This is a genomic window from Duganella sp. CY15W (genome assembly GCF_009857555.1).
Lineage (GTDB): Bacteria > Pseudomonadota > Gammaproteobacteria > Burkholderiales > Burkholderiaceae_D > Rugamonas > Rugamonas sacchari.
This window is the reverse complement of sequence record NZ_WWCQ01000006.1, coordinates 86,155-112,007: the sequence shown is the minus strand read 5'-3', so window position 1 is coordinate 112,007 and position 25,853 is coordinate 86,155. Positions and strand designations below refer to the sequence as shown.

Sequence of the window (25,853 nt, the reverse complement as noted above, 5' to 3'; positions counted from 1 at the left end):
TCATGGCAACCTCCCCCAAGCGCGGCCTGGTACTGGTCGCGGACGATGATCCCACCATGCGTTTGCTGATGCTCGAAATGCTGGCGCAGGTCGGCCTGGACGCCATCGAGGCGGAAGACGGCCTCCAGGCCATCGCCCGCTATCAAAGCGCGTCACCCGACCTGGTGCTGCTGGATGTGGACATGCCCGGTCTGGACGGCCTTGCCGTGTGCCGCGAGATCCGCCAGCTGGAAACCCACAGTACCGTGCCCATCATCATGGTCACGGGCGGCGATGAGCTGGAATCGGTGACGCGCGCCTACGAGGCGGGCGCCACCGACTTTGTGTCCAAGCCCATCAACTGGCCAATACTGGGCCACCGCGTGCTGTACGTGCTGCGCGCCAGCGACGCCATCAGCCGCCTGCGCATTGCCGATGCCCAGCACCGCGCCGTGCTGGCGGCGATTCCCGACACCTTCTTTCGCATGAACAAAGATGGCTACTATCTCGATTACGAACAAGGCCACGAGGCCAGCAGTGTCTTCGCCAGCGACCTGTGCGTGGGCCGGCATCTTAGCCAGGTGCTGCCACCGGAAATCGCCGGCCACATGCTGGAGCAGGTGCACTCGGTGCTGCAGACCCAGCACATCCGTTCGCTGGACTATCAACTGCCATTGCCCGGTCCCGCGCCCCTGCCGGCGCGCCACTTCGAAGCGCGGCTGGTGGCCACCGGCCCGGACGAGGTACTGGGTCTGGTACGCGACATTAGCGAGCGCAAGCGCAGTGAAGAGCAAATCCGCCGCCTCGCCTATTGCGACTCGCTGACCGGCATCCCGAATCGGCAGGCGTTTCTGGAAACGCTGGAGGCTGAACTGGTGCGCTCGCGCAAGGCCAACAAAAAATTCGCCGTGCTGTTCATGGACCTCGATGCGTTCAAGCGCATCAACGACACGCTGGGGCATGATGTCGGCGACCATCTGCTCAAGGCCGTGTCCGATCGCCTGCGCGACACCACGCGGCCCGGCGATCTGGTGTGCACCAACCTGGCCCGCCTGGGCGGCGACGAATTCACCATCCTGATCCCCGACCTGGACAAGGTGGAGAACGCGCTCAACGTCGCCCAGCGCGTCAAAGAAGCCATGCGCCGGCCCTTCCTGCTGGAAGCGCACGAAATCTTCGTCACCGCCAGCATCGGCATCTCGCTGTATCCGGAAGACGGCGAAGACTGCAACTCGCTGCTCAAGTATGCAGACACAGCCATGTACCACGCCAAGAACTGCGGCAAGAACAACGCCAAGCTGTACAGCTCCTCGCTGACCATGCAGATCATGAGCCATGTCAAGCTGGAGGTCGGCCTGCGCAAGGCCTTGCAGAATGATGAACTGTACCTGCTCTACCAGCCGCAGATCGACGTTGCCAGCACGCAGATCGTCGGCTTTGAAGCACTGGTGCGCTGGAAGCATCCCGAGCGCGGCGTGATCTCACCGACCGAATTCATTCCGCTGGCCGAAGAGACCGGCCTCATCGTACCGATCGGCGAATGGGTATTGCGCACCGCCTGCCAGCAGGCCACGACCTGGCAACTGCCCGGCAGGCGGCCGGTGCGCGTGGCGGTGAACCTGTCGGCCAAACAGTTCAAGGATGAAAACCTCACGCAAAGCGTGCTGTCCGCCCTGCACGACACCGGCCTGCCGGCCGAGCTGCTGGAACTCGAACTCACCGAAGGCACGCTCATGGACGACGCGCGCGCCACCATGGTCACGCTGGAACAGTTGCGCGGCATTGGCGTATTTTTGTCGATCGACGATTTCGGCACCGGCTACTCATCGATGAACTACCTCAAGCGCTTTGACGTCCGCGCGCTGAAAATAGACCGCAGCTTCATCAGCGGCCTACCGCTGGATGCGGAAAACGCCGCCATCACGCGCGCCATTGTCGCCATGGCACACGGCCTGAAGATGGCAGTGGTTGCCGAAGGCGTGGAAACCGACGCCCAGCTGGTCCTGCTGGAACAATACGGCTGCGACATGGCCCAAGGCTACTACCTGGGCCATCCCTCCCCACCCGAGCTCATCCCCAGCCTGCTCGCCAGCCAGCGCGCAATGGCGATGACGTGATGCCACTCTCTGGTACAGCTACAGCACGCCATCCTGCTTCATCGCGGCAATGGCTTGCGCGGTGTAGCCCAGGGACTGGAGAATTTCGTCGTTGTGCTGGCCCAGGCTTGGGCCTATCCATTTGGTGTGGCCTGGCGTGGCCGACAGCTTGGGCGAGATCGCGGGCAGCTTGACCGGCGTGCCATCGGCGAACTGGTGTTGTTCGAACATGTCGCGCGCCAGGAATTGCGGGTCCGTCATCATGTCGCGCACGGAGTAGATTTTGCCGGCCGGGACATCGGCCGCTTTCAGCACGGTCAGCGCGCTGTCGATATCCTGCGTCTCGCACCAGGCCTGAATCGCATCGTCGATCATCTGCGTGTGCCTGACGCGGCCGTCGTTGCGCTCCAGCTCAGGATTACCGGCCATGTCGATGCGGCCCATGGCCAGCATCAGCCGCTTGAAGATCGCGTCGCCATTGCCGGCAATTACGATGTTTTCGCCATCCCTGGTGGTGTAAGTGTTGGACGGCACGATGCCCGGCAGCGAACCGCCCGTGCGCTCGCGCACCACGCCCGCATGGTCAAACTCCGGCACCAGCGATTCCATCAGGTTGAACACCGATTCATACAAGGCCACGTCCACCATCTGGCCCTCGCCTTTGCGCTTGCCGCCGGTTGCGTCGCGGTGGCGCAAGGCCATCATGGCGCCGATCACGCCGTGCAGCGCGGCGACCGAATCGCCAATCGACACGCCCACGCGCACCGGCGGCCGGTCCGCGTGGCCGGACACATAGCGCAAGCCGCCCATCGATTCACCGATGGCGCCAAAGCCCGGCAAATCCTTCATCGGTCCGGTCTGGCCAAAGCCTGACAGGCGCACCATGATGGTTGACGCATCAACCGCCTTGAGCTGCTCGTAGCCGAGCTCCCATTTTTCCAGCACGCCAGGGCGGTAGTTCTCGATGATGAGGTCCGCTTCCAGCGCCAGCTTGCGCGCGATCTCGCGGCCCTGCGCATGCTTCATGTTCAGCGTCAGCGATTTCTTGTTGCGCGACTGTACCGACCACCACAGCGACGTACCATCTTTCAACACCCGCCATTTGCGGATCGGATCGCCACCGTCCGGCGACTCGACCTTGATGACCTCGGCGCCAAACTCCGCCAGCATGCGCGCACAAAAAGGGCCCGCGATCAGCGTGCCCAGTTCCAGTACCTTGATGCCGGCCAACGGCCCGGCGGTGTTCTTGGTCGTCATGTCGCCCTTCGATCCAGCATGGCGCGGGCGATGGTGCCCGCGTCTACATATTCGAGTTCCCCGCCAACCGGCACGCCGCGCGCCAGACGGCTCACACGCAAGCCGCGCGCTTTCAGCATTTCGCTGATGTAGTGCGCGGTGGCTTCGCCTTCGTTGGTGAAATTGGTGGCCAGCACCACCTCGGTGACCAGGCCATCGGTGGCGCGCGCCACCAGCTTTTCCAGATGAATGTCGCGCGGGCCTATCCCATCCAGCGGCGACAGCCGGCCCATGAGTACAAAGTACAGGCCTTTGTACGTGAGGGTCTGCTCGATCATGAGCTGGTCGGCGGGCGTCTCGACCACGCACAGCAGGTGGCGGTCGCGTTCCTCATCGCTGCAGGTATCGCAGACATCTTCTTCGGTAAAGGTATTGCAGAGTGCGCAGTGATGCACGGCGCTGACCGCCTGATGCAGTGCGCGCGACAGCATGTCCGCGCCTTCGCGGTCATGCTGCAGGAGATGGAAGGCCATGCGCTGCGCCGACTTCGGCCCCACGCCGGGCAGCCGGCGCAGCGCTTCGGTCAGAAATTCCAGCGACTTGGACATGGTTCCTTAGAAAGGCATCTTGAAGCCGGCTGGCAGATTCATGCCGGAGGTCAAGCCGCTCATTTTTTCTGCAGCGGTGGCTTCGGCTTTGCGCACGGCGTCGTTGAAGGCAGCGGCCACCAGATCTTCCAGCATGTCCTTGTCGTCGGCCAGCAGCGATGGGTCGATCGACACGCGCTTGACGTCGTTCTTGCAGGTCATCACGACCTTGACCAGGCCGGCGCCGGACTGGCCTTCCACTTCGATCAGGGCCAGCGAGTCCTGGGCCTTTTTCATATTGTCTTGCATTGCCTGGGCTTGCTTCATCAGGCCGGCCAGTTGGTTTTTCATCATGGTGGAGTTCTCCGGGTTTCGGTAAGTTGAAAGAGGTGATCAGGCAGCCGCAGCCGCGCTGGTTTGCGGCGGCACGACGGAGCCTGGGACCACCCAGGCATCCAGTTCGCGGATCATGCTGTTCACAAAAGGATCGTTGGCGACGGTTTCTTCCGCCGCACGCTGACAGGCTTCGCGGTAGGCCTGCGCTTCGGCGCTGGCGGTGTACCACACGGCGCCCAGTTCGCTGTCCACGCGCACCGGCCGGTCAAAGCGTTCGCTCAGTGCGGCCGTGAGCTTTTCGAGGTTGCCCGGCGTACGCCAGGTTTCGATCGGCACGCGGATGGTGAACACGGTGGCATTGCCTTCAAAGCCGCATTTCACCAGCTCAGACTGCATGGCCAGCTGCTGGGCCGTGCCGCGCAATGGCAGTGCAGCAGCGACGGCGGGCCAGTTGCCATCCCAGTCCAGTTCAGCGACCGGCGTGATGACGTATGCGTACGGCGCTTTCGCGGGCGCCGGCGCTGCGCGTACTGGCATGGCGATGGCGTGCGGATCATCGGCCGGTGCAGCTTGCGGTGCCGCTGCTGCGGGCGCGTACGGATGCGGCGCGCCCTGTGCCGGCATGGCGGAGTCATCCGAGAATTCGGTGACCCATGGCGGCAGGTCGTCGTCCGCCGCAGCTTGCTGTGGCTGTACAGCCTGGCGCGCAGGCGCTTCCAGCACGGCAGTGCCGCCCATGTCGGCGGCTGGCGGCATGTCTTCCCACGGCGCCGGGCGTTGCGGCGCCTTGGCCTGCAAGGATGCGGCTGGCGGCGTGTACGCGGCAGACGGCGCTTGCGTCGGCTGCGACGGTGGCGCATAAGCAGCCGCAGGAGCCGAAGGTGCAGGCGCCGTCGAAGCGGCGCTTACGCTGGGAGGCGAGGACGGTCCCGCAGGTGCATTGGCTGATGTGGCAGCTGGTGCGCTGGCCGCCGGGCGCCCACCAGGACGGGATGCGGCACGGGCCGCTTCCAGCGCCGCGTTGATGGCTGCGCGCGCGGTGCTGATCGGTGCGCCCGATGGCGCTGGCGCAGCGACGGCTGGCATCGCAGCAGCCGATACTGCAGGCGGTGGCGCGCTTGGTGCGGCAGACATCGGTGCGGGTGCGGCGACTGGCTGCGAGATGGCTGGTGCTGGTGCCGGTGCTGCAGGCGCCGGTGCGGCAGCGGCCGCAGCCATCGCTGCCGCGCCGGCAACTACCGACGGTGGCACCACGCTGGCATGGTTTGCCTGTACATTCGCGGCCGCGCGGGCCGGCGGCGCACCGGCCGCAGCGCGGGCCGACGCCATCGCCGCCTGGCGCGACACGGCTGGTGTGGCCGTTGCAGCTTGTCCTTCAGCCCCGCCTACGCCGGGGCGAAAGGCCAGCATCCGTAACAAGGTCATCGAGAAACCGGCATATTCATCCGGCGCCAGGCCCAGTTCGTTGCGGCCATGGACAGCAATCTGGTAATACAGTTGCACTTCTTCCGCATCAAACGCGGCGGCAAGGCGCACGATGTCCGCATACTCCGGCAAATCTTCCGGCACGGCGGTAGGCACGGTCTGCGCCAGCGCGATCCGGTGCAGCAAGGTGCCCAGATCCTGCAAGGCGCCGTTGTACGACAGGCTGCGGGTCGCCATCTCGTCGGCCACCGCCAACAGGTCAGCGCCATCCTGCGCGGCCAAGGCATCCAGCAAACGGATCAGATACGACTGGTCGAGCGCGCCCAGCATGCCTTGCACCGCGTCCAGCGTTACCTCGCCAGCGGCGTAGGCAATCGCCTGGTCGGTCAGCGACAGCGCATCGCGCATCGAGCCATGGGCGCCGGTCGCCAGCAGGCGCAGCGCCGGATGCTCAAAGGTGATGCCTTCCTGGCCCAGAATATTTTCCAGATGGCCGATGATATGCCCTGGCGGCATCTGCTTCAGGTTGAATTGCAGGCAGCGCGACAGCACCGTCACCGGAATCTTTTGCGGGTCGGTGGTCGCCAGAATGAACTTGACGTGCTCCGGCGGTTCTTCCAGCGTCTTCAGCATCGAGTTGAAGGCGTGGTTGGTCAGCATGTGCACCTCGTCGATCATATAGACCTTGAAGCGTGCATTGCTTGGCGCGTACACCGCCTGTTCCAGCAACTGCGCCATCTCGTCGACGCCGCGGTTGGACGCCGCGTCCATCTCGATGTAATCGACAAAACGGCCGGCGTCGATGGCGGTGCATGCTTCGCACACGCCGCATGGCGTCGCGGTGATGCCGCCATTGCCATCCGGGCCAACGCAGTTGAGCGACTTGGCCAGAATACGCGACAAGGTGGTCTTGCCGACTCCACGGGTGCCGGTGAACAGATAGGCGTGATGCAGCCGACCGCTATGCAAAGCATGCGTCAGCGCGCGAACCACGTGCTCCTGACCGACGAGCGTTTCGAAGTTCCGGGGGCGGTATTTGCGGGCGAGGACTTGATAGGACATGCTGGGATTTTACCGTATCGCGGGTGCCAAAGCGGCAATTGTAACAAGTCACGACTAGATTAGGTAAGTCTGCCTTTTCCGCCTACAATTTGTTTTTCTTTTAACATGCAAAAAATGAAAAAACTCGCCCTGCTTCCCGCGCTGCTGCTGTCCTTCGCCGCCCACGCCGATGAACGCGAATGGCTGCCCTATAAAAAACTGGTGGAAGACCTGCGCATCGACAAGTTCTACGCGCTGCCCGCTGCGGAACGCGACAAGATCAGCCTGTATGTGACCGTCAAGCCGAACAACAAGAGCATCAAGCCGGGCGATGTCATCTTGACGGCGGTGCACGGCGGCGAGCGCCAGCAATTGCCGGCCCTGTCCGCCGACTTCCGCATGGCGCTGGTGCCGAATCCCAAATGGATGAGCGACGACACCAAGATCATGACCAGCCTGCCCAAGGAAGAGAAGTCCGCCGTCGGCTGGGACGCCACCACGCCGGTACCGGAGGGCATGCAGTGGAACTATGCCCAGGTCATGGGCAGCATCGGCCAGATGAATCAGGCGATCAAGAAAATGGCAGGGGCGCTGAGCCTGTTCGCGCCGAGCGCCAAGACCGTCACCTTCAAGTTCAGCCATCCGGCGCAGCTCAAGATTGGCAACGCGGTCTACAACACCGATGCCCGCAACCAGATCAAGCTGAAGGCTGACTCGGCGCTGTTGAAGGAAAATCCGCTGATGGTCGCCTCCGAGCGGCCGTACGAAGCCGAACTCGACAGCGAATAAAAAAAAGCCATGTGATCTAACACATGGCTTTTTTCTTGAATAAGGAGGCGAGCCTGATCTGCGGCACTTATGGTGAACGGCTGTGGCTGCTTCGTTCCCGACCTGACCAGGTTGACCATGCCACAATGCGCAGGGGCCCGCCAGCACGCATTATATCTTAGAGTCCCAATTCCTGCCAAATTTGGTCGACGCGTGTTTTCACCTCGGGTGACATGGCGATCACCGTGCCCCACTCACGGCTGGTTTCACCCGGCCATTTGTTGGTGGCGTCAATGCCCATCTTGCTGCCCAGACCGCTGACCGGCGAGGCGAAGTCCAGGTAATCAATCGGCGTGTTATCGACCAGCGTGGTGTCGCGGGTCGGATCGACGCGCGTCGTGATGGCCCAGATCACTTCATTCCAGTCGCGGATGTTGACGTCCTCATCGACCACCACAATAAACTTGGTGTACATGAACTGGCGCAGGAAGCTCCACACACCAAACATCACGCGCTTGGCGTGGCCCGCGTACTGCTTCTTGATCTGGACCACCGCCATGCGATAGCTGCAGCCCTCGGCCGGCAGGTGGAAGTCGGTGATCTCGCTGAACTGCTTTTGCAGCAGCGGCACGAAAACCTCGTTCAGCGCCAGGCCCAGCACGGCTGGCTCATCCGGCGGCTTGCCGGTGTAGGTCGAGTGATAGATCGGATCGCGGCGCATCGTGATGCGGTCGATCGTAAATACCGGGAACCAGTCCTGCTCATTGTAATAACCGGTGTGGTCGCCATACGGCCCTTCCAGCGCATGCTCATAACCCGACGGATGATTTTCGTCAGGATAGATATGGCCTTCCAGCACAATCTCCGCCGAGGCCGGCACACGCAGCTCGCTGCCGATGGCCTTGACCAGCTCGGTACGGCTGCCGCGCAGCAGGCCGGCAAACTGGTATTCCGACAGGCTGTCCGGCACCGGCGTCACCGCACCTAATATAGTAGCGGGGTCCGCTCCCAAAGCGACGCAGACAGGATAAGGCTTGCCTTTGCTTTGGATGGCGTGCTCGCGGAAGTCGAGCGCGCCGCCGCGATGCGCCAGCCAGCGCATGATGACCTTGTTCGGCCCCAGCACCTGCTGGCGATAGATGCCCAGATTCTGGCGCTTCTTATTAGGACCTTTGGTAATCACCAGACCCCAGGTAATTAAAGGCGCCACATCGCCGGGCCAGCAGTGCTGAATCGGCAATTTCGACAAATCGACATCGGCGCCTTCCCACACGATTTCCTGGCATGGCGCACCGCGCAGCTCTTTGGGCGCCATGTCCCACACGGCTTTGACCAGCGAGCCCAGGCCCATCAGGTCCTTGAAATCCTTGGGCGGCTCCGGCTCCTTGAGGCGCGACAGCACATGGCCGATCTTGCGCAATTCGGTGACATCGTTCGCGCCCATGCCCAGCGCCACGCGGCGTGGCGTACCGAACAAATTACCCAGTACCGGCATGCTGTGCCCGGTCGGATTCTGGAACAGCAAGGCAGGTCCGCCAGCCCGCAAGGTGCGGTCGCAAACCTCGGTCATCTCTAAATGTGGCGAAACAGGTGTCAAAATGGGTTTAAGTTCGCCCATCCGTTGCAGTTGAGAAATAAAATCTCGTAGATCGGAATATTTCATCGTTTTTTAATATTTTCTTACATTAAAGCGCACTGTTTAAAAATACAGGTCAAGTGGTTGATTTTATTGGTTTTCCGCCGCACACATGGCAAAAAGCTAGATTTAAAAGTTATAACACACGAGTTTGTTAGTATTGACTTGATATAAAACGCCTCATACAATCCACCCTACTTGAAGAGAACAGGTCTCAGGACCTTACGCGGACCACACAATGTCAGCGCTCATTCATTCACGGAGTCGGGGCTCCACATGACATTTTAAGGAGTGTTTTCACAAGGCGTCTGCCTTCCTCCCCGGTAGTAGTTGTATTGCATCTGGTTGACTCCATCTGGAGAGATCAGCAACAAGCAAGCAATGATGGCGTTCTCGTGTGCTTCCTACAGCGACGACGAACGAATATTTCTGATGCACGGCATGAGCACCTGTATAGCTGCGTTTGACGCTGGCGGGGTATCGCTTTTACGGACATTTCAGGGGAACTATATGATTAATCGCAACACCGGTGCAGTCCTGTCTGCCCGTTTCATGGCTAGCCAGCCAGCGTGGTTGTCTTCGACCCGCATTTCGGCAAAGGGCGTGTTGACCACCGCCCAGCACACCCTGACCATTGTGGGTGTGACCGCTTTAGTAGTAATGGCAGTCCTGTTTGTCCGTCCAGACCTGGCCAAGGCCCTCAGCGACAGCCTGAATCGCACGCCAGAAGCCGAAGTGGTCGCCGTTCAGGCGCCACCACTGACCGCGCTGATGGAAGCACCTGCCGCTGCAGCGCCAGCTGCCAACGCAGAACCGCTGTCGGCGGAAGAAAAAGCCCTGCTGGGCACCCAGAAGCAGCAGCAATGGGTCACCACCTGGCTGTCCAAGCGCTACCGCGTTGCGGGCGACGCGGCCAACATGCTGGTGTCCACCGCTTACCTGACGGCACGCGAGATCAAACTGGATCCGCTGCTGATCCTGTCGGTGATGGCGATTGAGTCGGGTTTCAACCCGTTTGCGGAAAGCCCGATGGGCGCGCAAGGCCTGATGCAAGTCATGTCCAAGGTGCACCACGAGAAGTTCCAGGAAATGGGCGGCCTGCAAGCTGCACTGAATCCCGTGGCCAACATCCGCGTCGGCTCGCTGATCCTGAAGGATTACGTGACCCGTGGCGGTTCGGTTGAAGCTGGCCTGAAAAGCTACGTGGGCGCCGCTGCTTTCGAGCATGACGATGGCTACGGTTCGCGCGTTCTGGCTGAATACAGCCGCCTGAAACAAGTGTCGGCCGGTAAGAAAGTGCCAACCATCACCCCGGTGATGGCCGCCGCACCCGTCAAGCCAGCAGCAGTTGCTGCTACCGACAAGTCGGTCAACGGCACGCAGATCGCTGGTCTGTAATCCAGTCTGCTCCGCAAAGCAAAAACCACCTTGGTCAGGTGGTTTTTTTTCGTCCCGGCTAATTGCAGCTTCTGACGCTGAGGCGTCCGGTGTCGCGGAAGGGATCGCGCCCGCCGCTGAAATTGTTGGATTCGGAGTAGTAGCACACCTCCTGCCCTCCGGGCATCACCCATTTGGTGATCCGGCTACCGTCGGCAGCCACCATTTCCACTGTCTTTAACGTACCACCGCGATAGGCTTTGCCGATTGCCGCCGCCAAAGCGCTCTCATCGTTGACATACCGCCTGTCGCGCTGCGTCCACGCGTCCTTGCGCGCCTGCTTGTCAGCGGCAAGCGCGCCAGCAATCGCGCGTTCTTTCAAGTTTTGCTCCGGCTTGACCGGCAAGGCGAACGGATCCGGTGGCGGCGCCGTTTGCGTGATGGCTTCCGGCTGCCGCTCCGCCGGTGGCGTGATGGCCTGGGGCTGCGCTGGCGCTGGCGCTGGCGCTGGCGCTGGCGCTGGTGCTGGCGCCGGTGACGGCGCTGCCGAGGCGATACGCGTTTTCTGCGGCGTTGGCGCCGCTGCCGCCGTGCGCTGCGGCGGAGGCGGTGGTGGCCGCTTGATCGGCGTGAGGATGTAGGTAATTCGCGTCTGCGGCGTAATAGAAGCCGCCAGCGGCCGCGCAGGCGGCTGCCAGCACAGAAAAGCCAGCACGTGAGCGCCGGCGATCAGCGCCAGCCAGCCACGCCGGCGCCAGCTTGGTGTTTGCAGTTCGATGATACCGCCCCAGAGTTATCCGAAAAGCAATTCTGTCCACCTGCCCCACCCCGCGTCAAGCCGCCAATAAAAAAAGCCACCGCACGCTACCGTGGGTGGCTTTTAACGATACCGGGAAAGCTTAGCGCTTCTTGTCCGCAGCAACTTCATCCGGACGCAGCTGGGCAGCCAGCTTGTCCAGCACGCCGTTGACGTATTTGTGACCGTCGATGCCGCCGAAGGACTTGGTCAGCTCTACCGCTTCGTTGATGACGACACGGTAAGGAATTTCCAGGTTGTTCTTCAGTTCGTAGGCACCGATCAGCAGCACCGCGTGCTCGATCGGCGACAGCTCGGCAATGCCGCGGTCCACCAGCGGCGCAAACGTTGCGCGCAGCTCGACCGACGAACCGATCGCGCCATTCAGCAGCACCGTGAAGTGTTCCGCGTCGGCCTTGTCGAAGCCGTGCGCGCCGCGGATGTGGTTGACCACGGTGGAGGCGGATTCGTTATTCAGCAGCCACTGGTACAACCCTTGCAGCGCGAACTCACGGGCGCGGTGGCGCGGCGTGCGGTTCTTGCTGGGGTTAGCGTGCAAAGTCTTCTCAGTCATATCATTACCTTCTAGTGTTTCGTTCTTATTCGTCGTCGCCGAGGTCTTGGTTCAGCTCTTCCAGGGCGATGGTCAGATTGGCCATCTCCACTGCCACGCGCGCAGCGTCGGCGCCTTTGACGGCCATACGCACTTCCGCCTGCTCATCGTTCTCGGTGGTCAGGATCGCGTTGGCAATCGGAATGCCGAAGTCCAGGCCGATACGGGTAATGCCCGCGCCCGACTCGTTCGACACCAGCTCGAAGTGATAAGTTTCACCGCGGATCACGGCGCCCAGCGCGATCAGCGCGTCGAACTGCTGCGACTCGGCCATCTTCTGCAGCACCAGCGGCACTTCCAGCGCGCCCGGTACGGTCACGTGCAGGATGTCTTCATCCGCCACCCCCAGGTGCTTCAGCTCAGCCAGGCAAGCAGACAGCAGGCCGTGGCAGATGTCTTCGTTAAAACGGGCTTGTACCACGCCAATGCGCAAGTCTTCGCCGTTCAGGTTGGTTTCGTAGCTTCCTACGGTCATGATGTGCCTCTGTATGTTGGTTGAATTAGTTAGGTTTGGCCACGTAGCCAGTCACTTCCAGATTAAAGCCGGTCATCGACGGCATCTTGCGCGGGCTGGCCAGCAGCTGCATCTTGCAGACGCCGACTTCACGCAGGATCTGCGCGCCGATGCCATAGCTGCGCAGGTCCATGCTGGCCGCGCGGCCTTTCGGTTTGGCTTCCGGCTTGCACAGCGCGTCGAACTGGGCAAAGAACTGCTCGGCAGTCTCTTCGCAATTGAGCAGCACGATCACGCCACTGTCCGCCGCCTTGACCGCTGCCATCGACGACGACAGATTCCATGAGTGGGTAGTGGCTTCCGATTCCAGCACGTCCAGGATCGACACCGGCTGGTGCACGCGCACCAGGGTTTCCTTGCCCTTTTCGATCTGGCCATGCACCAGCGCCAGGTGGGCCGAGCCGCTCGGCTTGTCGCGGTAGGCGATCATGCGGAAGTCGCCATGGCTGGTCTTCAGCGTGCGCTCGCCCACTTTTTCCACCAGCGATTCATTGCGGCTGCGGTAATGGATCAGGTCGGCAATGGTGCCGATTTTCAGATTGTGTTCCTTGGCGAATTCCAGCAGGTCCGGCAGGCGCGCCATGGTGCCGTCGTCCTTCATGATTTCGCAGATCACCGAGGCAGGCGTCAGGCCGGCCATGGCGGTCAGGTCGCAGCCCGCTTCGGTATGGCCAGCGCGCATCAGCACGCCGCCCTTCTGGGCCTTGAGCGGGAAGATGTGGCCGGGCTGGACGATGTCCGACGGCTGCGCATCCTTGGCCACGGCCACCTGGATGGTCTTGGCGCGGTCAGCCGCCGAGATACCGGTAGTAACGCCTTCCGCCGCTTCAATCGACACGGTGAAGTTGGTACCGAACGCGGTGCCGTTTTTGGACGACATCATCGACAGCTCGAGCTGGTTGCAGCGTTCTTCGGTCAGCGTCAGGCACACCAGGCCGCGCGCGTATTTGACCATGAAATTAATCGCTTCCGGCGTCACGAAGTCCGCCGCGAGCACCAGATCGCCTTCGTTTTCCCGGTCTTCTTCATCGACCAGGATCACCATGCGGCCAGCGCGCAATTCGGCGACGATTTCTTCGGTGCTGGAAATTGACATTTTTAATCCTTCAAGGCTGGGCAAGAGTATTTCTTAACCCGCTATTTTAAAGGATTTACGCCATCCCTACCGCAAAAGCCCGCTTTTTTCGACAAGTCGCATGGTATTTCTATTAACACTTTCACCACTGCCCGCGCTTGCCGTGCGCAGCCATCCTCAAAATCCTTGAATCCAGGCGCTCAGCACTTGCGTATAAGAAATAAACACAAGGGGATTCATCATGTTCACTACCGCGTTACCACTCTGCCTGGCGATGTTGCTGCTGGCGGGATCCGCCCAGGCGCAAGGCGCCCAACAGATCGCCAAAGGCCAGCGCCTGTGGCAAAAACGTTGTTCGGAATGCCATGCGCTCGACACCGACGAAACCGGCCCGCGCCATCGCGGCGTGTTTGGCCGCCATGCCGGCAGCGTGGCGGGCTATGACTATTCGCACGCGCTGCGCGACGCCAACCTGCAATGGGATGAGCGCACGCTGGACCGCTGGCTGGCCGATCCTGAAAAATTCCTGCCCGGCCAGAATATGGACTTCAGCGTGCGCAGCAAGGCCGAGCGCGCAGCCCTGGTGGCTTATCTGAAAAGCCTGTCCCGGTAATTACCTGGCGCCGCCATGGCCGAGCGCATCCATGGTGGTGGCCACAATGTGGGCGCGCCATTCGCGCTTGACGTCGAGGCGCGCGGCTATCACTGCCGTCATCGCCATGCCGGCAAATGCACTGCTGACACGGATCATGCGTTCCAGGTCCAGCGCTTGCACATCAATGCCCAGCGCAGCGTAGACCAGCATCCCCATCTTGACCAATTCCGCATCCGCGCCGGATTCGCCCAACTCAAAGCGGTTGACGAACGCCGACAGCCCGGGCCAGTCAAACGTCAGCTGGACCGACGCCTCGACCACGGCCCGGTCACGCTCGATCCCGATCGCAATGTCCTTGACGCCATCGAGCAGCGCCTGTGCCTGCGCAAGCCCGGTGCTGATGACCTTGTCGTAAATCGCCTGTTTGTTGGGGTAGTAGTGCAGCAGCCCAGCCTTGGAATATTGCACGGCGTCGGCAATTTGCTGCAGCGAGGTGTGCTCAAAACCATGCCGGGCAAACAGGCCTGCGGCGCGGTCGATGATCTCGGCGTTGAGTTCAGATTTGGTGAGTCGGGGCATAAATAGAGAAAAGAACAGCAACGATCTGGACCGCGAGGATAGCATAGGCGCCCACATCAAACCAAAACGGTCTATTACCAACCATTTTGGTATATACTAATCCGAAGCGGTTGCACCATGAGAGTGCGCCGCTGCCTATGTCAGACTCAATAAAGGAAAATTTGCATGCGCAGGAGATTGTTGAAAGTGTTATTAGTGGCGTTGTGTGCTGCGGCGGCATCCAGCTACGCGACGTCGGATGAGCCCCATGTCGGCCAGTACTACATTCAAAGCGGCTACATTTATGGCCCGCAGATGTCCGGGGAATTCTTCATCCTGAACCGGTACATTTACGGCCCGCGTAACAATGGCATTTACTATGTCCAGGTCGGCTACGATCCCAAAGGCGTCGGCCCCTACTATATTTACGGCCCCAAAAAAGGCGGCCTCTACTACATCCAGAACAACTACATTTTTGGACCAGCAGGCGAACTGCCCTGGATGGAGGATTAATTGTCCAACCCATCCTCCTCGTCATCGACGCATTCCCCAGTGACCACCGCCGTGCTGGCCTGGTCGCTCTTGGTGATCCTGACGTGGCTTGCCGCCATGGACTGGGTCTGGAACAGCATAGGACTGGTCGGGATGGCATGGGGCGTCGCCCTGTCCAGCTTGGTCACGTTAGCGGTGGCTGGCACATTTCTATGGTTGGGCCGGCCCACACGCAACAGGCTTGGCCTGCGGCTGTCCGCATTTGCCTGGGGCGCTTCCGTGGCCGGATTGTTCTCGATCTGGTCGCAGGAATGGTTGCAGGCACTCGTCGACACCCACGCCGGCATCGCATTCGGCCATTGGTTCCGCCCGCTGGTGATCACGCCAGTCACCGAAGAGTTGTCGAAAGGTGCGTTTCTGTTGTGGATGCTGTACTACCGGCGTTCGCAGATCAGCGGACTGTTGGATGGGATAGTCTATGCGGGCCTGATTGGCGCCGGGTTTGCGTTCAGCGAGCAGATCATGTACTTCGGGCAAATCGTCATCACCTACCTCGGCAGCGACCGGCTTGCCCACACTGCCGGTGTGATACTGGCGATGAGCTTCCTGCTGCGCGGCGTAATGGTGCCATTCATGCACCCATTCTTCGTCGCCTTCATAGGCATCGGTGTGGCGGCAGCGACGGGCATGCGCAGCCGCGCCGCCCGCTATCTGACTGTCTTGTTGGGCTTTTTGTTCCCCATCCTGCTGCACGGAATCTGGGATTGGGCCGGGCTGGCCAGTGGCGACCACTTCATGATCTACAAGATCTATGTGACCGTCATGCTGCCGCTATTCCTTGGCCTGGCGATCGTCGCGCTGATACTGCGTCGCCGCAGACAATCTGATGGAGGTGGCAGGTGGTGAGCAGCAGTCGGCGCACCACCCTTGCCATCACGCCTTGCTGGCGCCGATCAGGCTGGACACCGACACCATGCGCTCGACGTAACGCGCAATCAGGTCGATCTCCAGATTGACCTGATGGCCGACGGCCAGGTGCTTGAGCGTGGTCACGGCGATGGTGTGCGGGATCAGGTTGATCGAGAACTGGCACACCAGCTCAGCGCCGGTGCCGATGTCGTTCACGCGGTTGACGGTCAGCGACACGCCATTCACCACGATCGAGCCCTTGTAGGCCAGGAACTTGGCGAGGTCATGCGGTGCTTCCACCACCAGCTCCCATGACTCGCCAACCGGCTCGAACTTGCGCACCACGCCCAGGCCGTCCACGTGGCCGGATACCAGATGGCCACCCAGGCGCTCATTCAGCGTCAACGCTTTTTCCAGGTTGACTTCGCCCTGCTGGTCCAGGCCGACAGTCTTGTTCAGGCTTTCACGCGAGACGTCAACGCGGAAATGGGTGGCGTCTTTTTCCACCACGGTCATGCAGGCGCCGTTGATGGCAATCGAGTCGCCCAGGCCCACGTCCGCCAGCGGCAGGCCGCCCGCGTGGATGTCCAGGCGCACGCCTGCGAACGAGCCGCCTTCGAGCGGCTTCACCGATTCAATTTTGCCGACAGCGGCGACGATACCAGTAAACATAATTCTTCCTAATGAGTGAATCGAGCAAGGATACGCAAATCTTCGCCGATCTGCTTAACCTCGTGAAATTTCAACCGCTTCTTCTGCGACAGATCGGTCAGCGTAGGCAGTGCAAACATGCCCTGCGCATCGCCAATCAGCGCGGGCGCCAGATACACTAGCAACTCGTCCACACAGCCCTCGCGGATCAGCGAACCGTTGAGCTTGCCGCCCGCCTCCACGTGCAGTTCGTTGATCTGCCGACGGCCCAGCTCGCGCATGAGCTCCGGCAAAGCCACCTTGCCGGCCGCGTTCGGCAGCAGGATGACTTCGTGACCGGCTGCCGCCAGCGCCGCTTCCTTTTCGGGATGACGGACCGCTGCAGCAATCCAGGTGCCGCCTCCTGCCAATATCTTGGCGGACAGGTCAATATCAAGCTTGCTGTCCACCACGATGCGGCGCGGCTGGCGCGGCGTTTCCACCGCGCGCACGTTGAGCTGAGGATCATCGGCCTTGACGGTACCGATGCCGGTCAGAATTGCACACGCGCGTGCGCGCCAGTGATGGCCGTCCGCGCGCGCCTCCGGCCCGGTAATCCACTGGCTGACGCCGTTATGCAGCGCCGTCATGCCATCCAGGCTGGCGGCGGTTTTCATGCGTACCCATGGCAGCCCGCGCGTCATGCGCGAGAAAAAGCCGATGTTCAATTCATACGCCTCATGGGCCAGCAAGCCGACGCTGGTCTCGATGCCGTTCGCCTGCAGCTTGGCCATGCCCTGCCCCGCGACCAGCGGATTCGGGTCTTCCATGGCCGCCACAACACGGCCCAGGCCGGCACGCACCAGCGCATCCGAGCATGGCGGCGTGCGGCCGTGGTGATTGCACGGCTCCAGCGTGACATAGGCGGTCGCGCCGCGCACGTCATTGCCGCGCGCCTGCGCGTCCTTCAAGGCCTGGATTTCTGCGTGGTCGCTGCCCGCCTGCTGGGTGACGCCGGCGCCGATGATCTGCCCATCGCGCACGATGACGCAGCCGATGTGCGGATTCGGCGACGTCGTGTACAGCCCTTTGGCCGCCCACGCCAGCGCCTGCGTCATGCCCTCCAGATCGTTGCTGATGTCCACATTATCCTTAATCCACTGCGCCACCGCAGTTGCCCTGTTCCCGCGCCGGATCGCAAACACGGACCCGGCCCAGCATATTGATCTTGATGTTGCGCGCCTGCCCGCCTTGCGTCAGCGACAACGTTCCCCAGCGCGCAGCCAGGCTGTTATCGGCGCTGCAAGCACGCCCAGCGCCATTATAAGCAACATACAGTGACGCTGCACTTGAGGAAAAGTTCGACTCGATGCGGATGGTGTCGGGCAGCGGGTCATGGCGGTAAAACAGCGGCTCGCCGGCATCGTGGCGGCGATTGTTGTTGTGATCGACGAACACCGCCCAGCCGCTTTGCCAGCCGGCGCCAAGCGGCGCCATCACCACCTTGCCGCCATGGGCGATGGCCTGGGAACGCGCCAGGTCGATGGCGGCCAGCAGATCGTTGGCGGCGGCCTGCAAGCGCAATCGCTGCAAGGCAGAATGGAAAGCCGGTATGGCAGTGCCCAACAGGACGATGCCGATAGCCAGCAGCACCAGCAGCTCGATCAGCGTCACACCGGCGCCCCGGCGAAGGGATAGGGCCTTCATGGCCAGCACCCTGCTGCGGGGCCGGCCGCCAGACGCAGGCCATTGCTGGTCAGTGTCAGTGCGCGGCAGTCCGTGTCATGGAAGCGCTCGTCAACCAGCGCGGTACCCGGCGTGGCAATCAGCTGGACGCAATGGTCGATCAGTTCGCCATCACAGGCCTTGCCTTCAATTTCGTAGGCGCTGCTGCTGGCGCTATTCGCGCTCCACCATTGGAACTGGCGTGCTTCGGCGTCGGCATTGCCCGATGAAAAGGCGATGTAGCTATTGTGCTGTGTGTGATAACGCTCTTGCTGCATCATCAGCCTGAGCAACGCGGCATGCGCTTCGTGGCGGCGCGTGCGGATGAGGTGCTGCTGGTAGGCAGGCACCGCCTGCGCCGACAGCACCGCGATAATCACGAGCGCGGCTAGCAATTCAATCAGCGTGAATCCTGCTGGCTTCATTTTGCCGCCTCGTGCAGTTCGCGCCAGTTGCTGACTTCACGCCAGCTCAAGCGGCCGGCACGGCGTATGGATTTCATGCGCCCCACCACGGTCAACGGCCCCGCTCCGCCAGGCTGCGCCATCGCATAGGTATTTTCCTGCACGATGCGGCCCAGCGCGTCGCGTGCCGAACTCGTGACCGCCGGCGGCAGCAATACCGGCGCCGGTGCATAGAACGGCAGCAGCAGGCCAACCAGCGCTTCGTTGCCGGGCAGGACTGCGGTAAATCCGCCCTCCGGCAGTCCGGATAGCGCGCTGAGCGCGTAACTGCGGCTGCGCGTTGGACTGCATATATCGGCACCCGGCAGCACTGTATTGAACAGCACGGCGCCGTCCGCCAGCAGCCCGGCGTTGACGCTGCGCTCGGCGGTCTCAATGAAATCGAGATACCAGCCTTTGCTGCCCACATCCATGCGCGCGCCGCTGATGCTGAGCAGCGCGCCACTGCCGTCGAGAAAACGCTGCGCCAACTGGTGACGGCTGGTGATGACGTCTGGCGGCGTTTGCAGGCTATCGAGAATGGCGTAGTAAGACTGTGTTACCGCGTTGGCAGCGCTACGGTCGGCCGCTTCGATCAACCGGCCAGTGCCGAACAACACCATATAGCCATGCACACTGGCGAACGCCAGCAGTGGCCGCTGCGTAATCGGCTGCCGATGTCCGGCAGCATCGCGCGCAACGAACAGCGGCTTGCCCGGCGCCTTGGACCACGGCGCGTTGCCACTGAAATCAAAGCGCCACACATTGCCCTGTAAATCGCCAGCGTAGGCATAGCGCAGCGCGCCGTCGCTATCGTTGAGCAAAACCGGCGCGTTCAAGGCATTGGCCAGCGACTTGTCGGCGATCGGCGTCGTAATGCGGTAGTAGTTGCTGTTGATTTTCCAGCCTTCTGTGCGTGGCTTGTCGAGCGCCAGCAGGAACAACGCGCCTTTGCCATCACCGCCGTCCTCATAGTTGTTGACGCCACTGGGAACGATAGCGAAGTAGCGATACACATTGCGGCGCACGCGCACTCTGGCGACCTGCGGGATGGCGATGACGTTGCCCATCATCGGATCGTCGCGGTTGGTGAATTCCCATAGCGCGCCCAGGCCGCCCGCAAAGTTATCGGGATCAGTGACATCCAGCGCAAACACGCCTTTTGCACCGCCGCCCATGGCGGAAAGCAGGATGCTTTTCTTTTCGCCGCCAATCAGCGCATCGCCGATACTGGCCGGGCCATCCACATAAGCCCGATGTGCATAGACGGCCTCACTCAGATGATAAAGCTGGGCGAACAGTGCATCCGGCACATAGGCGAAAATCTCCACGCCGGTGCTGGCCTTGAAGGCGTGGAGCATGCCGTCATTGGCTCCGAGGTAGACAACCGCCTGCTGTTCAACCGGCCCTGCATACACTGGCGTGCTGTGCACGGCATCGCCGAGAACGCTGCTACGCTGGCGAAATGCCGTGCTCTCCAGCGACCGGTCGCCACGCAAATAGGCCAGGCGTTGTTCACCCTGGCCATCTTCAAGATTAAGCAGCGCCTGCTGCTGCAGCGACAGCGTAGACCACGTGAACGGCACCATGACCAGTGCGCCATCCGGCTGGACAAACGAGGTGTAGATCTGCCGCAGCTCAGGCGCAGGCACAGGCGGCCTGCCCGGTGCGCCGGTGAGTATGGCGCCGGCATCCCAGGCAAGTGCCGAGGCTCCGCCTTCGCCCGAAAACAGGTAGCGCGCGAAATGGCCGCCCCAGTCATCGCGCGTCATCGTGGCTTGATAAAGATCGCCCGTGCCGGCCAGCACTAAGGCGGCACCGTTCGCTGGTGTCGGCGCACCACAGCTTGCTGCGAGCGGCAAGCTATCGATCGCCAGCGTCGGCGGACTGGCCTGCGTTGTCGCTGCGGCAGTGAAGAAGACTGCCGCAGCATACCAATGCCGTATCACGCTCATGATGCGCTCCTCATTCCGGCTTAATAAAAACGCTTTGCAGCACCACCTCCGCCTCGGGCTTGGCGCCAAAGCCTATCGCCGTGACGCGATAACAGTAATGCGGCTTGGCGCCTGCGGACGCATCGTCGCCTGGCTGGTGGCACTCCATCCGTTCAATCACGTAGCGTGGTTTCTTGAATGGCAGGAAGCCTTCGCCTGTCGCCATTGCCGCCCCGGTATAAGCGCCGTGCGTAGCGCTACAGGCGCCGCCATCCTCCACGCCGGATAGATCGACCGTCTGCCAGGCTGGTTTCTGCGCGCCGGCTGGCCGCAAGCGTAGGCCCACACCACCGCTGCCGCACTGGCTGGAAAATGCCTCGCCATTGGCAAAGGCCTCGCGCCGTGCCGGGTCGCTGCTGTCCTGGATATCACGCTCCGCATCGCCCAAGGCATCCTCCGCTGTCAGAAATGCCACATCCCGATCACGCTCGCTGCGCGCAGCCTTCTCGCCCTGCAAGCTGAGCACCGCTGCCGACACCCCAAGCAACATGACCATCACCAGCAACACCAGGCTGACCAACAACGCGATGCCTCGCTGCCTGCGCATGATTCAACCGCCCCGGTTGCGCAATGCCACTGTCATGCTGAACAGCCGCCGCGCACGCTGACGCTGCGCCGCCGGCAGACTGCCCTCCACAACGCGAACCCCGAGGTCCTCGCCATGTGCATCCGCATACGCCGTACCGAACAAGTCAAAACGCGCAGGCGCCGTATCCGCGCGCGTGTTGCGCTCGCCATGCAGCAGCAACGCCAGCTTGACGCTGCAAACGCGCTTCCAGCCCAGCGCCGCCGCTCCGGTGGCGTTCAGATAGGTATTGGGCACGCCGTCCATCGGCGTATCGGTGTCCACGCCATACAGCACTTGAAAGGAATCGACGCCGCGCACGATGGCGTCTGCGCCCCAGCCAGCCGCGCTGCGGTATTTACAGCGCAACTCCGGCTCGCCGCCGGCATCCGCCGCAACGTAGAATATGCTCCAGCCACGCGTGCCACCAGCCACGCCGAAGCCCGCGCAGTTGATGCTGGAACCATCGCCATTCGCGCCTGTGCCTGAACCGGAAAACTGTACGGCCAGCACGTCGCTGCCATTGGCTACCGCAGGCTGTGGCGCGCTGATACCATCGCTGCTGCGGGTGACGCTGGCGGCATCCAGGCCGGTAATCGCAGCCGGCGCATCGGGCGCGAGCTCCGCCGGCGCAAGCTCGCTGTCCCAGTTGACATAAGCGCCCTGGCGTATTGCCTGCGCCATGATACGCATGGCGTAACGGCCGCCATCCGCCAGCCAGACATTGTCGCTGTGATTGCGGTAGTTGCTGCTGGACGCCAGCAACAGGCCGCTGCCCATGAGCGTAATCAGCAGGCCTAGCGCGATCGCCACCAGGAATTCGATCATGCCCCAGCCGCACGCGCGTCTCATGGCATGGCTCCCACCGTCAGCGCCACGCCTGGCGCATATTCGCCAGCCGCATCGGTGAACGGCGTGCCATCGGGATGCTTGCCGCGCCAGCCGACCTTGACCACCATCGGCGCAGCGGCGTCACCCGCGCAAGACCAGCGCAGCTTGCCACCGCTCCACAAGCCACCATCGCGGCAAATCACTACGCGACCGGCGGGCAGCGTTTGCCGTACCAGTTGCTTGGCCTCGTACAAATCGGCCAACGCCAGTTGCGACGGACTGCATGCGCTGCCATCGCACAAGGCTGCGGGCACAACCGGCATGGGCTCGGCATAGGCATCGTAATTGAGGGTCAGATAAACGTCGGTTGAGGATGGATTCGCCCGCATGCGCTCCGACAAGGCGGCCGCCAGTTGTGCCGCCTGCGACAGTAGCACCGCCTGGTGCCGCGCCCGCAACGACGCCATCTGCAAGGCCACGCCGCCGATGATGCCGAGGGCCAGCACCACGACTGCAATCAGGATTTCCAGCAGCGTATAGCCGCTATTGCCGCGTGCGCGCATGGCACACCTCCGCAAGTCAGGAAGACTGTGCTAGAAGGTAGCAGCGCTTAATGCTGAGAATATGAGGTGTATCAAAAGTGCGCCAGCAGGATGCTAGCTTTTGCGGGACGGCTTACGCTCCTGCCCTACTTCGGCAATCGCGTTCTGGAACTCGGCCAGGTCCTCGAAGTTTTTGTAGACGGATGCAAAGCGGATGAAGGCGACGTTGTCGAGACGCTTCAGCTCCTGCATCACCAGCTCGCCGATGTAGCCGGTATCGACTTCACGCTGGCCGCTGGTCAGCAGCTTTTCTTCAATCGAGGCAACGGCCGCATCAACCGCAGGCGCCGCCACGGGACGCTTGCGCAAGGCCAGCTCCAGACTGCCGCGCAGCTTGACCGAGGAGAATTCGGTACGGCTGCCGTTCTTCTTGACCACATACGGCATCACCAGTTCAATGCGCTCATACGTGGTAAATCGTTTATCACATTTGCCGCAGCGCCGGCGCCGGCGGATAGCATCCCCCTCCTCCGATACACGCGTATCGAGGACCTGGGTATCTTCATGCTGGCAGAACGGACATTTCATATGGGCGCTTTGGTTTAGTGACGCCGGCCACTGCCGGCGTCACGGTACTGCAATTACTTGGCGTAGACAGGGAACTTGTCAGCCAGCACCTTCACCGCCGCTTTCACGCGCTCGATGGTGGCCGCGTCGTGCGGGTTATCCAGCACGTCTGCGATCAGGTTGCCGACTTGTTCCGCTTCCGCTTCCTTGAAGCCACGGGTGGTGAACGCAGGCGAACCCAGACGGATGCCCGAGGTCACGAATGGCTTCTGTGGATCGTTCGGAATGCCGTTCTTGTTGCAGGTCATGTGGGCCGAACCCAGGATCGCTTCCGCTTCCTTGCCGGTCAGGTTCTTCGGACGCAGGTCCACCAGCATCACGTGCGACTCGGTGCCGCCCGACACAATGCGCAGGCCGCGCTTGATCAGGGTCTTGGCCAGCACGTCGGCATTCTTCACCACTTGCTGCTGGTACTCTTTGAACGCAGGCTGCAGCGCTTCCTGGAAGGCCACGGCCTTGCCAGCGATCACGTGCATCAGCGGGCCGCCCTGGATGCCAGGGAAGATTGCCGAGTTGATGGCTTTCTCGTGCTCAGCCTTCATCAGGATGATGCCGCCGCGTGGGCCGCGCAGCGATTTGTGGGTGGTCGAGGTGACGAAGTCAGCGTGCGGCACCGGGTTAGGATACAGACCGGCAGCGATCAGGCCAGCGTAGTGGGCCATGTCGACCATGAAGTAGGCGCCGATCGATTTGGCGACGGCAGCAAAGCGCTCGAAGTCGATCTTTTTCGAGAACGCCGACGCGCCAGCGATGATCAGCTTAGGCTTGTGTTCCTTGGCCAGTGCTTCCATCGCAGCGTAGTCGATGTCTTCTTCGGCGGTCAGGCCGTAGGAAATCACGTTGAACCATTTGCCGGACATGTTCAGTGGCATGCCGTGGGTCAGGTGGCCGCCTTCTGCCAGCGACATGCCCATGATGGTGTCGCCTGGTTTCAGCATGGCGAAGAATACGCCCTGGTTCGCTTGCGAACCCGAGTTAGGCTGCACGTTGGCCGCTTCCGCGCCATACAGTTTTTTTACGCGGTCGATGGCCAGCTGCTCGACGACGTCAACGTACTCGCAACCGCCGTAGTAGCGCTTGCCTGGGTAGCCTTCGGCGTATTTATTGGTCAGCTGCGAACCTTGCGCTTCCATTACGGCTGGCGAGGTGTAGTTTTCCGAAGCGATCAGCTCGATGTGATCGTGCTGACGGGTGTTTTCGTTTTGAATGGCGCCGAACAGTTCCGGGTCAATGCTGGCGAGGGTGTGATCTTTTGCGAACATGAAAAAACTCCAATCGGGTGAGTAATCGTTACTGGCAGTTGGATCGAAAGAGAGAAGCCATAGCGGACCGGCAGCCTCTTCGTGCTTTCCATCGAGGGCTGCCCAGGCGAACGGCTATTGAAATCTCACGTTTCCCGGTGGATGCCCACCTTTCGCCGACTGACCAAAACGCACCATTGTGGGGCATTTTTGAAAATCACTCCAGCTTTTCGCCAGTTACGTGAGACGTAATGGAAGCCAAATTGTATTTGATGCGCCAGATTTGAGCAAGAATATAGATTGCATTATTAGCAATCCCACCTGATCGCGGATTTGCGGCTACAATTTTGTCCAACCGACCACTCACCCAAGGACAGATCATGATCGTCTTCATCACCGGCGCTACGGCCGGCTTCGGCGCTGCCATGGCGCGCATTTTCGCCAGCAACGGTCACAAGGTATTGATCAGCGGCCGTCGTGAAGACCGCCTGCAGGCATTGTCGGCCGAACTGGGCGATGCGGTACGCCCCATCGTGCTGGACGTGACCGACAAGACCTCGATCCAGGCCGCGCTGGACAGCCTGCCCGCCGACTGGCGCGCCATCGACGTGCTGGTCAACAATGCCGGCCTGGCGCTGGGCGTGACCCCGGCCCACACCTCGTCGCTGGAAGACTGGGACACCATGATCGCCACCAACGTCAGCGGCCTGGTGGCCATGACGCGCGCCATCCTGCCGGGCATGGTCGAGCGCAACAGCGGCACCATCATCAACATCGGTTCGATTGCCGGCTCCACCGCCTACCCGGGCGGCAATGTGTACGGCGCCACCAAAGCCTTCGTCAACCAGTTCACGCAGAACCTGCGGGCTGACCTGGCCGGCACTGGCGTACGCACCACCAACCTGGCGCCGGGCCTGTGCGGCGGCACCGAATTCTCCAATGTGCGCCTGAAAGATGACGCGGCAGCGGCCAAAGTCTACGAAGGCACCACCCCGCTGACGGCCGAAGACATCGCCAACACGGCCTACTGGATTGCCACCCTCCCTCCGCATGTCAACATCAACCGCATCGACATGATGCCGACGTGCCAGGGCTACGGCGCGCTCAACATCAAACGCGCCCTCTAACCCGCCCCGACAGAGGGGTCTGACCCGTACGGGTCAGACCCCGCGACGGACCGAAGTGCGGGGTGAACGCCAACACTGCTTGACTTAAGCGAAAC

General features: G+C 61.7%; 27 protein-coding genes, 1 other RNA gene and 1 riboswitch. Of the genes, 7 read left to right on the top strand and 21 right to left on the bottom strand.

The annotated features are described in order from the left end of the window. Positions 1–2: 2 nt before the first annotated feature. Entirely contained in the window at positions 3–2,096 is a 2,094-nt protein-coding gene (locus GTP58_RS25265) for a bifunctional diguanylate cyclase/phosphodiesterase (protein WP_161079818.1), read from the top strand. An 18-nt stretch (positions 2,097–2,114) separates the two neighbouring features. On the opposite strand, the gene GTP58_RS25260 is transcribed toward GTP58_RS25265, so the two are convergent. Genes GTP58_RS25260 through dnaX form a run of 4 tightly spaced genes read right to left on the bottom strand, consistent with a single transcriptional unit; the run spans position 2,115 to position 6,721 of the window. Continuing rightward, a complete protein-coding gene (locus GTP58_RS25260; RefSeq protein WP_161079817.1) occupies positions 2,115–3,332 on the bottom strand; it encodes a CaiB/BaiF CoA-transferase family protein in 1,218 nt (405 codons plus the stop codon). Continuing rightward, a complete protein-coding gene (recR, locus tag GTP58_RS25255; RefSeq protein WP_072786238.1) occupies positions 3,329–3,919 on the bottom strand; it encodes a recombination mediator RecR in 591 nt (196 codons plus the stop codon). Before recR ends, GTP58_RS25260 begins: the two co-directional genes overlap by 4 nt. Before the next feature lie 6 nt (positions 3,920–3,925). Then, positions 3,926–4,252 (bottom strand): YbaB/EbfC family nucleoid-associated protein, encoded by a 327-nt coding sequence (locus GTP58_RS25250; RefSeq protein WP_072786237.1) that lies wholly within the window; start codon positions 4,250–4,252, stop codon positions 3,926–3,928. A 39-nt stretch (positions 4,253–4,291) separates the two neighbouring features. Then, a complete protein-coding gene (gene dnaX / locus GTP58_RS25245; RefSeq protein WP_161079816.1) occupies positions 4,292–6,721 on the bottom strand; it encodes a DNA polymerase III subunit gamma/tau in 2,430 nt (809 codons plus the stop codon). Positions 6,722–6,835: 114 nt separating this feature from the next. On the opposite strand from dnaX, the gene GTP58_RS25240 reads away from it, so the two are divergent. Next, a complete protein-coding gene (locus GTP58_RS25240) occupies positions 6,836–7,489 on the top strand; it encodes a hypothetical protein (protein ID WP_161079815.1) in 654 nt (217 codons plus the stop codon). A gap of 43 nt (positions 7,490–7,532) precedes the next feature. On the opposite strand, the gene ffs is transcribed toward GTP58_RS25240, so the two are convergent. Both ffs and ubiD read right to left on the bottom strand, forming a co-directional pair. Beyond that, positions 7,533–7,631: signal recognition particle sRNA small type (gene ffs, locus GTP58_RS25235), an RNA gene on the bottom strand. Between the two features lie 15 nt (positions 7,632–7,646). Then, positions 7,647–9,131 (bottom strand): 4-hydroxy-3-polyprenylbenzoate decarboxylase, encoded by a 1,485-nt coding sequence (ubiD, locus tag GTP58_RS25230; RefSeq protein ID WP_072786234.1) that lies wholly within the window; start codon positions 9,129–9,131, stop codon positions 7,647–7,649. A 483-nt stretch (positions 9,132–9,614) separates the two neighbouring features. Here ubiD and GTP58_RS25225 point away from each other — a divergent pair, with 483 nt between their 5' ends. Beyond that, positions 9,615–10,502, top strand: coding sequence for a lytic transglycosylase domain-containing protein (locus GTP58_RS25225; protein ID WP_161079814.1), 888 nt, complete (start codon positions 9,615–9,617; stop codon positions 10,500–10,502). Between the two features lie 58 nt (positions 10,503–10,560). On the opposite strand, the gene GTP58_RS25220 is transcribed toward GTP58_RS25225, so the two are convergent. The 4 genes from GTP58_RS25220 to ribBA form a co-directional block, all read right to left on the bottom strand. Then, a complete protein-coding gene (locus tag GTP58_RS25220; protein ID WP_161079813.1) occupies positions 10,561–11,196 on the bottom strand; it encodes a hypothetical protein in 636 nt (211 codons plus the stop codon). 184 nt (positions 11,197–11,380) lie between these two features. Beyond that, positions 11,381–11,851, bottom strand: coding sequence for a transcription antitermination factor NusB (nusB, locus tag GTP58_RS25215; protein ID WP_072786232.1), 471 nt, complete (start codon positions 11,849–11,851; stop codon positions 11,381–11,383). 25 nt (positions 11,852–11,876) lie between these two features. Then, positions 11,877–12,365: a 6,7-dimethyl-8-ribityllumazine synthase gene (gene ribH / locus GTP58_RS25210; protein WP_072786231.1), complete on the bottom strand. Its 489-nt coding sequence runs from the start codon at positions 12,363–12,365 to the stop codon at positions 11,877–11,879. Positions 12,366–12,390: 25 nt separating this feature from the next. Further along, positions 12,391–13,500 carry a bifunctional 3,4-dihydroxy-2-butanone-4-phosphate synthase/GTP cyclohydrolase II gene (ribBA, locus tag GTP58_RS25205; protein ID WP_161079812.1) on the bottom strand — a complete coding sequence of 370 codons (1,110 nt, stop codon included), beginning with the start codon at positions 13,498–13,500 and terminating at the stop codon, positions 12,391–12,393. A 220-nt stretch (positions 13,501–13,720) separates the two neighbouring features. Here ribBA and GTP58_RS25200 point away from each other — a divergent pair, with 220 nt between their 5' ends. Then, on the top strand, positions 13,721–14,092 hold the full coding sequence (locus GTP58_RS25200) for a cytochrome c family protein (protein WP_229215747.1): 372 nt from the start codon (positions 13,721–13,723) through the stop codon (positions 14,090–14,092). Here the strand turns inward: GTP58_RS25200 and GTP58_RS25195 are convergent, their stop codons facing one another. Beyond that, positions 14,093–14,653 carry a TetR/AcrR family transcriptional regulator gene (locus GTP58_RS25195; RefSeq protein ID WP_161079811.1) on the bottom strand — a complete coding sequence of 187 codons (561 nt, stop codon included), beginning with the start codon at positions 14,651–14,653 and terminating at the stop codon, positions 14,093–14,095. Positions 14,654–14,818: 165 nt separating this feature from the next. On the opposite strand from GTP58_RS25195, the gene GTP58_RS25190 reads away from it, so the two are divergent. Both GTP58_RS25190 and GTP58_RS25185 read left to right on the top strand, forming a co-directional pair. Next, the gene (locus tag GTP58_RS25190) at positions 14,819–15,145 is read left to right on the top strand and encodes a hypothetical protein (RefSeq protein ID WP_161079810.1); all 327 of its coding nucleotides are present in this window, start codon (positions 14,819–14,821) and stop codon (positions 15,143–15,145) included. Continuing rightward, positions 15,146–16,030 (top strand): PrsW family intramembrane metalloprotease, encoded by an 885-nt coding sequence (locus tag GTP58_RS25185; RefSeq protein ID WP_161079809.1) that lies wholly within the window; start codon positions 15,146–15,148, stop codon positions 16,028–16,030. A 27-nt stretch (positions 16,031–16,057) separates the two neighbouring features. On the opposite strand, the gene GTP58_RS25180 is transcribed toward GTP58_RS25185, so the two are convergent. The 10 genes from GTP58_RS25180 to glyA form a co-directional block, all read right to left on the bottom strand. Next, on the bottom strand, positions 16,058–16,705 hold the full coding sequence (locus GTP58_RS25180) for a riboflavin synthase (protein WP_161079808.1): 648 nt from the start codon (positions 16,703–16,705) through the stop codon (positions 16,058–16,060). 8 nt (positions 16,706–16,713) lie between these two features. Beyond that, positions 16,714–17,808: a bifunctional diaminohydroxyphosphoribosylaminopyrimidine deaminase/5-amino-6-(5-phosphoribosylamino)uracil reductase RibD gene (gene ribD / locus GTP58_RS25175; protein WP_161079807.1), complete on the bottom strand. Its 1,095-nt coding sequence runs from the start codon at positions 17,806–17,808 to the stop codon at positions 16,714–16,716. Between the two features lie 7 nt (positions 17,809–17,815). Beyond that, entirely contained in the window at positions 17,816–18,370 is a 555-nt protein-coding gene (locus GTP58_RS25170) for a GspH/FimT family pseudopilin (RefSeq protein WP_161079806.1), read from the bottom strand. Next, positions 18,367–18,813 carry a type IV pilin protein gene (locus GTP58_RS25165; RefSeq protein WP_072786227.1) on the bottom strand — a complete coding sequence of 149 codons (447 nt, stop codon included), beginning with the start codon at positions 18,811–18,813 and terminating at the stop codon, positions 18,367–18,369. Before GTP58_RS25165 ends, GTP58_RS25170 begins: the two co-directional genes overlap by 4 nt. Continuing rightward, positions 18,810–20,786: a pilus assembly protein gene (locus GTP58_RS25160; RefSeq protein WP_161079805.1), complete on the bottom strand. Its 1,977-nt coding sequence runs from the start codon at positions 20,784–20,786 to the stop codon at positions 18,810–18,812. Before GTP58_RS25160 ends, GTP58_RS25165 begins: the two co-directional genes overlap by 4 nt. Positions 20,787–20,796: 10 nt before the next feature. Next, the gene (locus GTP58_RS25155; RefSeq protein WP_161079804.1) at positions 20,797–21,372 is read right to left on the bottom strand and encodes a PilX N-terminal domain-containing pilus assembly protein; all 576 of its coding nucleotides are present in this window, start codon (positions 21,370–21,372) and stop codon (positions 20,797–20,799) included. Positions 21,373–21,375: 3 nt separating this feature from the next. Continuing rightward, positions 21,376–22,242 (bottom strand): PilW family protein, encoded by an 867-nt coding sequence (locus GTP58_RS25150; protein WP_161079803.1) that lies wholly within the window; start codon positions 22,240–22,242, stop codon positions 21,376–21,378. Further along, a complete protein-coding gene (gene pilV, locus GTP58_RS25145; protein ID WP_161079802.1) occupies positions 22,239–22,784 on the bottom strand; it encodes a type IV pilus modification protein PilV in 546 nt (181 codons plus the stop codon). Before pilV ends, GTP58_RS25150 begins: the two co-directional genes overlap by 4 nt. Positions 22,785–22,877: 93 nt before the next feature. Further along, on the bottom strand, positions 22,878–23,351 hold the full coding sequence (gene nrdR / locus GTP58_RS25140) for a transcriptional regulator NrdR (protein WP_072786223.1): 474 nt from the start codon (positions 23,349–23,351) through the stop codon (positions 22,878–22,880). A 53-nt stretch (positions 23,352–23,404) separates the two neighbouring features. Further along, positions 23,405–24,652 (bottom strand): serine hydroxymethyltransferase, encoded by a 1,248-nt coding sequence (gene glyA, locus GTP58_RS25135; RefSeq protein WP_072786222.1) that lies wholly within the window; start codon positions 24,650–24,652, stop codon positions 23,405–23,407. 93 nt (positions 24,653–24,745) lie between these two features. Further along, positions 24,746–24,882: riboswitch (ZMP/ZTP riboswitch) on the bottom strand. A gap of 129 nt (positions 24,883–25,011) precedes the next feature. On the opposite strand from glyA, the gene GTP58_RS25130 reads away from it, so the two are divergent. Then, positions 25,012–25,758 (top strand): SDR family NAD(P)-dependent oxidoreductase, encoded by a 747-nt coding sequence (locus tag GTP58_RS25130; protein WP_161079801.1) that lies wholly within the window; start codon positions 25,012–25,014, stop codon positions 25,756–25,758. Positions 25,759–25,853 lie beyond the last annotated feature (95 nt).

What these genes read in the sequence shown, in the direction of transcription:
- GTP58_RS25265 (WP_161079818.1), top strand. Translation starts at nt 3, where the DNA reads ATGGCAACCTCCCCCAAGCGCGGCCTGGTACTGGTCGCGGACGATGAT.
- GTP58_RS25260 (WP_161079817.1), bottom strand. Translation starts at nt 3,332, where the DNA reads ATGACGACCAAGAACACCGCCGGGCCGTTGGCCGGCATCAAGGTACTG.
- recR (WP_072786238.1), bottom strand. Translation starts at nt 3,919, where the DNA reads ATGTCCAAGTCGCTGGAATTTCTGACCGAAGCGCTGCGCCGGCTGCCC.
- GTP58_RS25250 (WP_072786237.1), bottom strand. Translation starts at nt 4,252, where the DNA reads ATGATGAAAAACCAACTGGCCGGCCTGATGAAGCAAGCCCAGGCAATG.
- dnaX (WP_161079816.1), bottom strand. Translation starts at nt 6,721, where the DNA reads ATGTCCTATCAAGTCCTCGCCCGCAAATACCGCCCCCGGAACTTCGAA.
- GTP58_RS25240 (WP_161079815.1), top strand. Translation starts at nt 6,836, where the DNA reads ATGAAAAAACTCGCCCTGCTTCCCGCGCTGCTGCTGTCCTTCGCCGCC.
- ubiD (WP_072786234.1), bottom strand. Translation starts at nt 9,131, where the DNA reads ATGAAATATTCCGATCTACGAGATTTTATTTCTCAACTGCAACGGATG.
- GTP58_RS25225 (WP_161079814.1), top strand. Translation starts at nt 9,615, where the DNA reads ATGATTAATCGCAACACCGGTGCAGTCCTGTCTGCCCGTTTCATGGCT.
- nusB (WP_072786232.1), bottom strand. Translation starts at nt 11,851, where the DNA reads ATGACTGAGAAGACTTTGCACGCTAACCCCAGCAAGAACCGCACGCCG.
- ribH (WP_072786231.1), bottom strand. Translation starts at nt 12,365, where the DNA reads ATGACCGTAGGAAGCTACGAAACCAACCTGAACGGCGAAGACTTGCGC.
- ribBA (WP_161079812.1), bottom strand. Translation starts at nt 13,500, where the DNA reads ATGTCAATTTCCAGCACCGAAGAAATCGTCGCCGAATTGCGCGCTGGC.
- GTP58_RS25200 (WP_229215747.1), top strand. Translation starts at nt 13,721, where the DNA reads ATGTTCACTACCGCGTTACCACTCTGCCTGGCGATGTTGCTGCTGGCG.
- GTP58_RS25195 (WP_161079811.1), bottom strand. Translation starts at nt 14,653, where the DNA reads ATGCCCCGACTCACCAAATCTGAACTCAACGCCGAGATCATCGACCGC.
- GTP58_RS25190 (WP_161079810.1), top strand. Translation starts at nt 14,819, where the DNA reads ATGCGCAGGAGATTGTTGAAAGTGTTATTAGTGGCGTTGTGTGCTGCG.
- GTP58_RS25180 (WP_161079808.1), bottom strand. Translation starts at nt 16,705, where the DNA reads ATGTTTACTGGTATCGTCGCCGCTGTCGGCAAAATTGAATCGGTGAAG.
- GTP58_RS25170 (WP_161079806.1), bottom strand. Translation starts at nt 18,370, where the DNA reads ATGAAGGCCCTATCCCTTCGCCGGGGCGCCGGTGTGACGCTGATCGAG.
- GTP58_RS25165 (WP_072786227.1), bottom strand. Translation starts at nt 18,813, where the DNA reads ATGAAGCCAGCAGGATTCACGCTGATTGAATTGCTAGCCGCGCTCGTG.
- GTP58_RS25160 (WP_161079805.1), bottom strand. Translation starts at nt 20,786, where the DNA reads ATGAGCGTGATACGGCATTGGTATGCTGCGGCAGTCTTCTTCACTGCC.
- GTP58_RS25155 (WP_161079804.1), bottom strand. Translation starts at nt 21,372, where the DNA reads ATGCGCAGGCAGCGAGGCATCGCGTTGTTGGTCAGCCTGGTGTTGCTG.
- GTP58_RS25150 (WP_161079803.1), bottom strand. Translation starts at nt 22,242, where the DNA reads ATGAGACGCGCGTGCGGCTGGGGCATGATCGAATTCCTGGTGGCGATC.
- pilV (WP_161079802.1), bottom strand. Translation starts at nt 22,784, where the DNA reads ATGCGCGCACGCGGCAATAGCGGCTATACGCTGCTGGAAATCCTGATT.
- nrdR (WP_072786223.1), bottom strand. Translation starts at nt 23,351, where the DNA reads ATGAAATGTCCGTTCTGCCAGCATGAAGATACCCAGGTCCTCGATACG.
- glyA (WP_072786222.1), bottom strand. Translation starts at nt 24,652, where the DNA reads ATGTTCGCAAAAGATCACACCCTCGCCAGCATTGACCCGGAACTGTTC.
- GTP58_RS25130 (WP_161079801.1), top strand. Translation starts at nt 25,012, where the DNA reads ATGATCGTCTTCATCACCGGCGCTACGGCCGGCTTCGGCGCTGCCATG.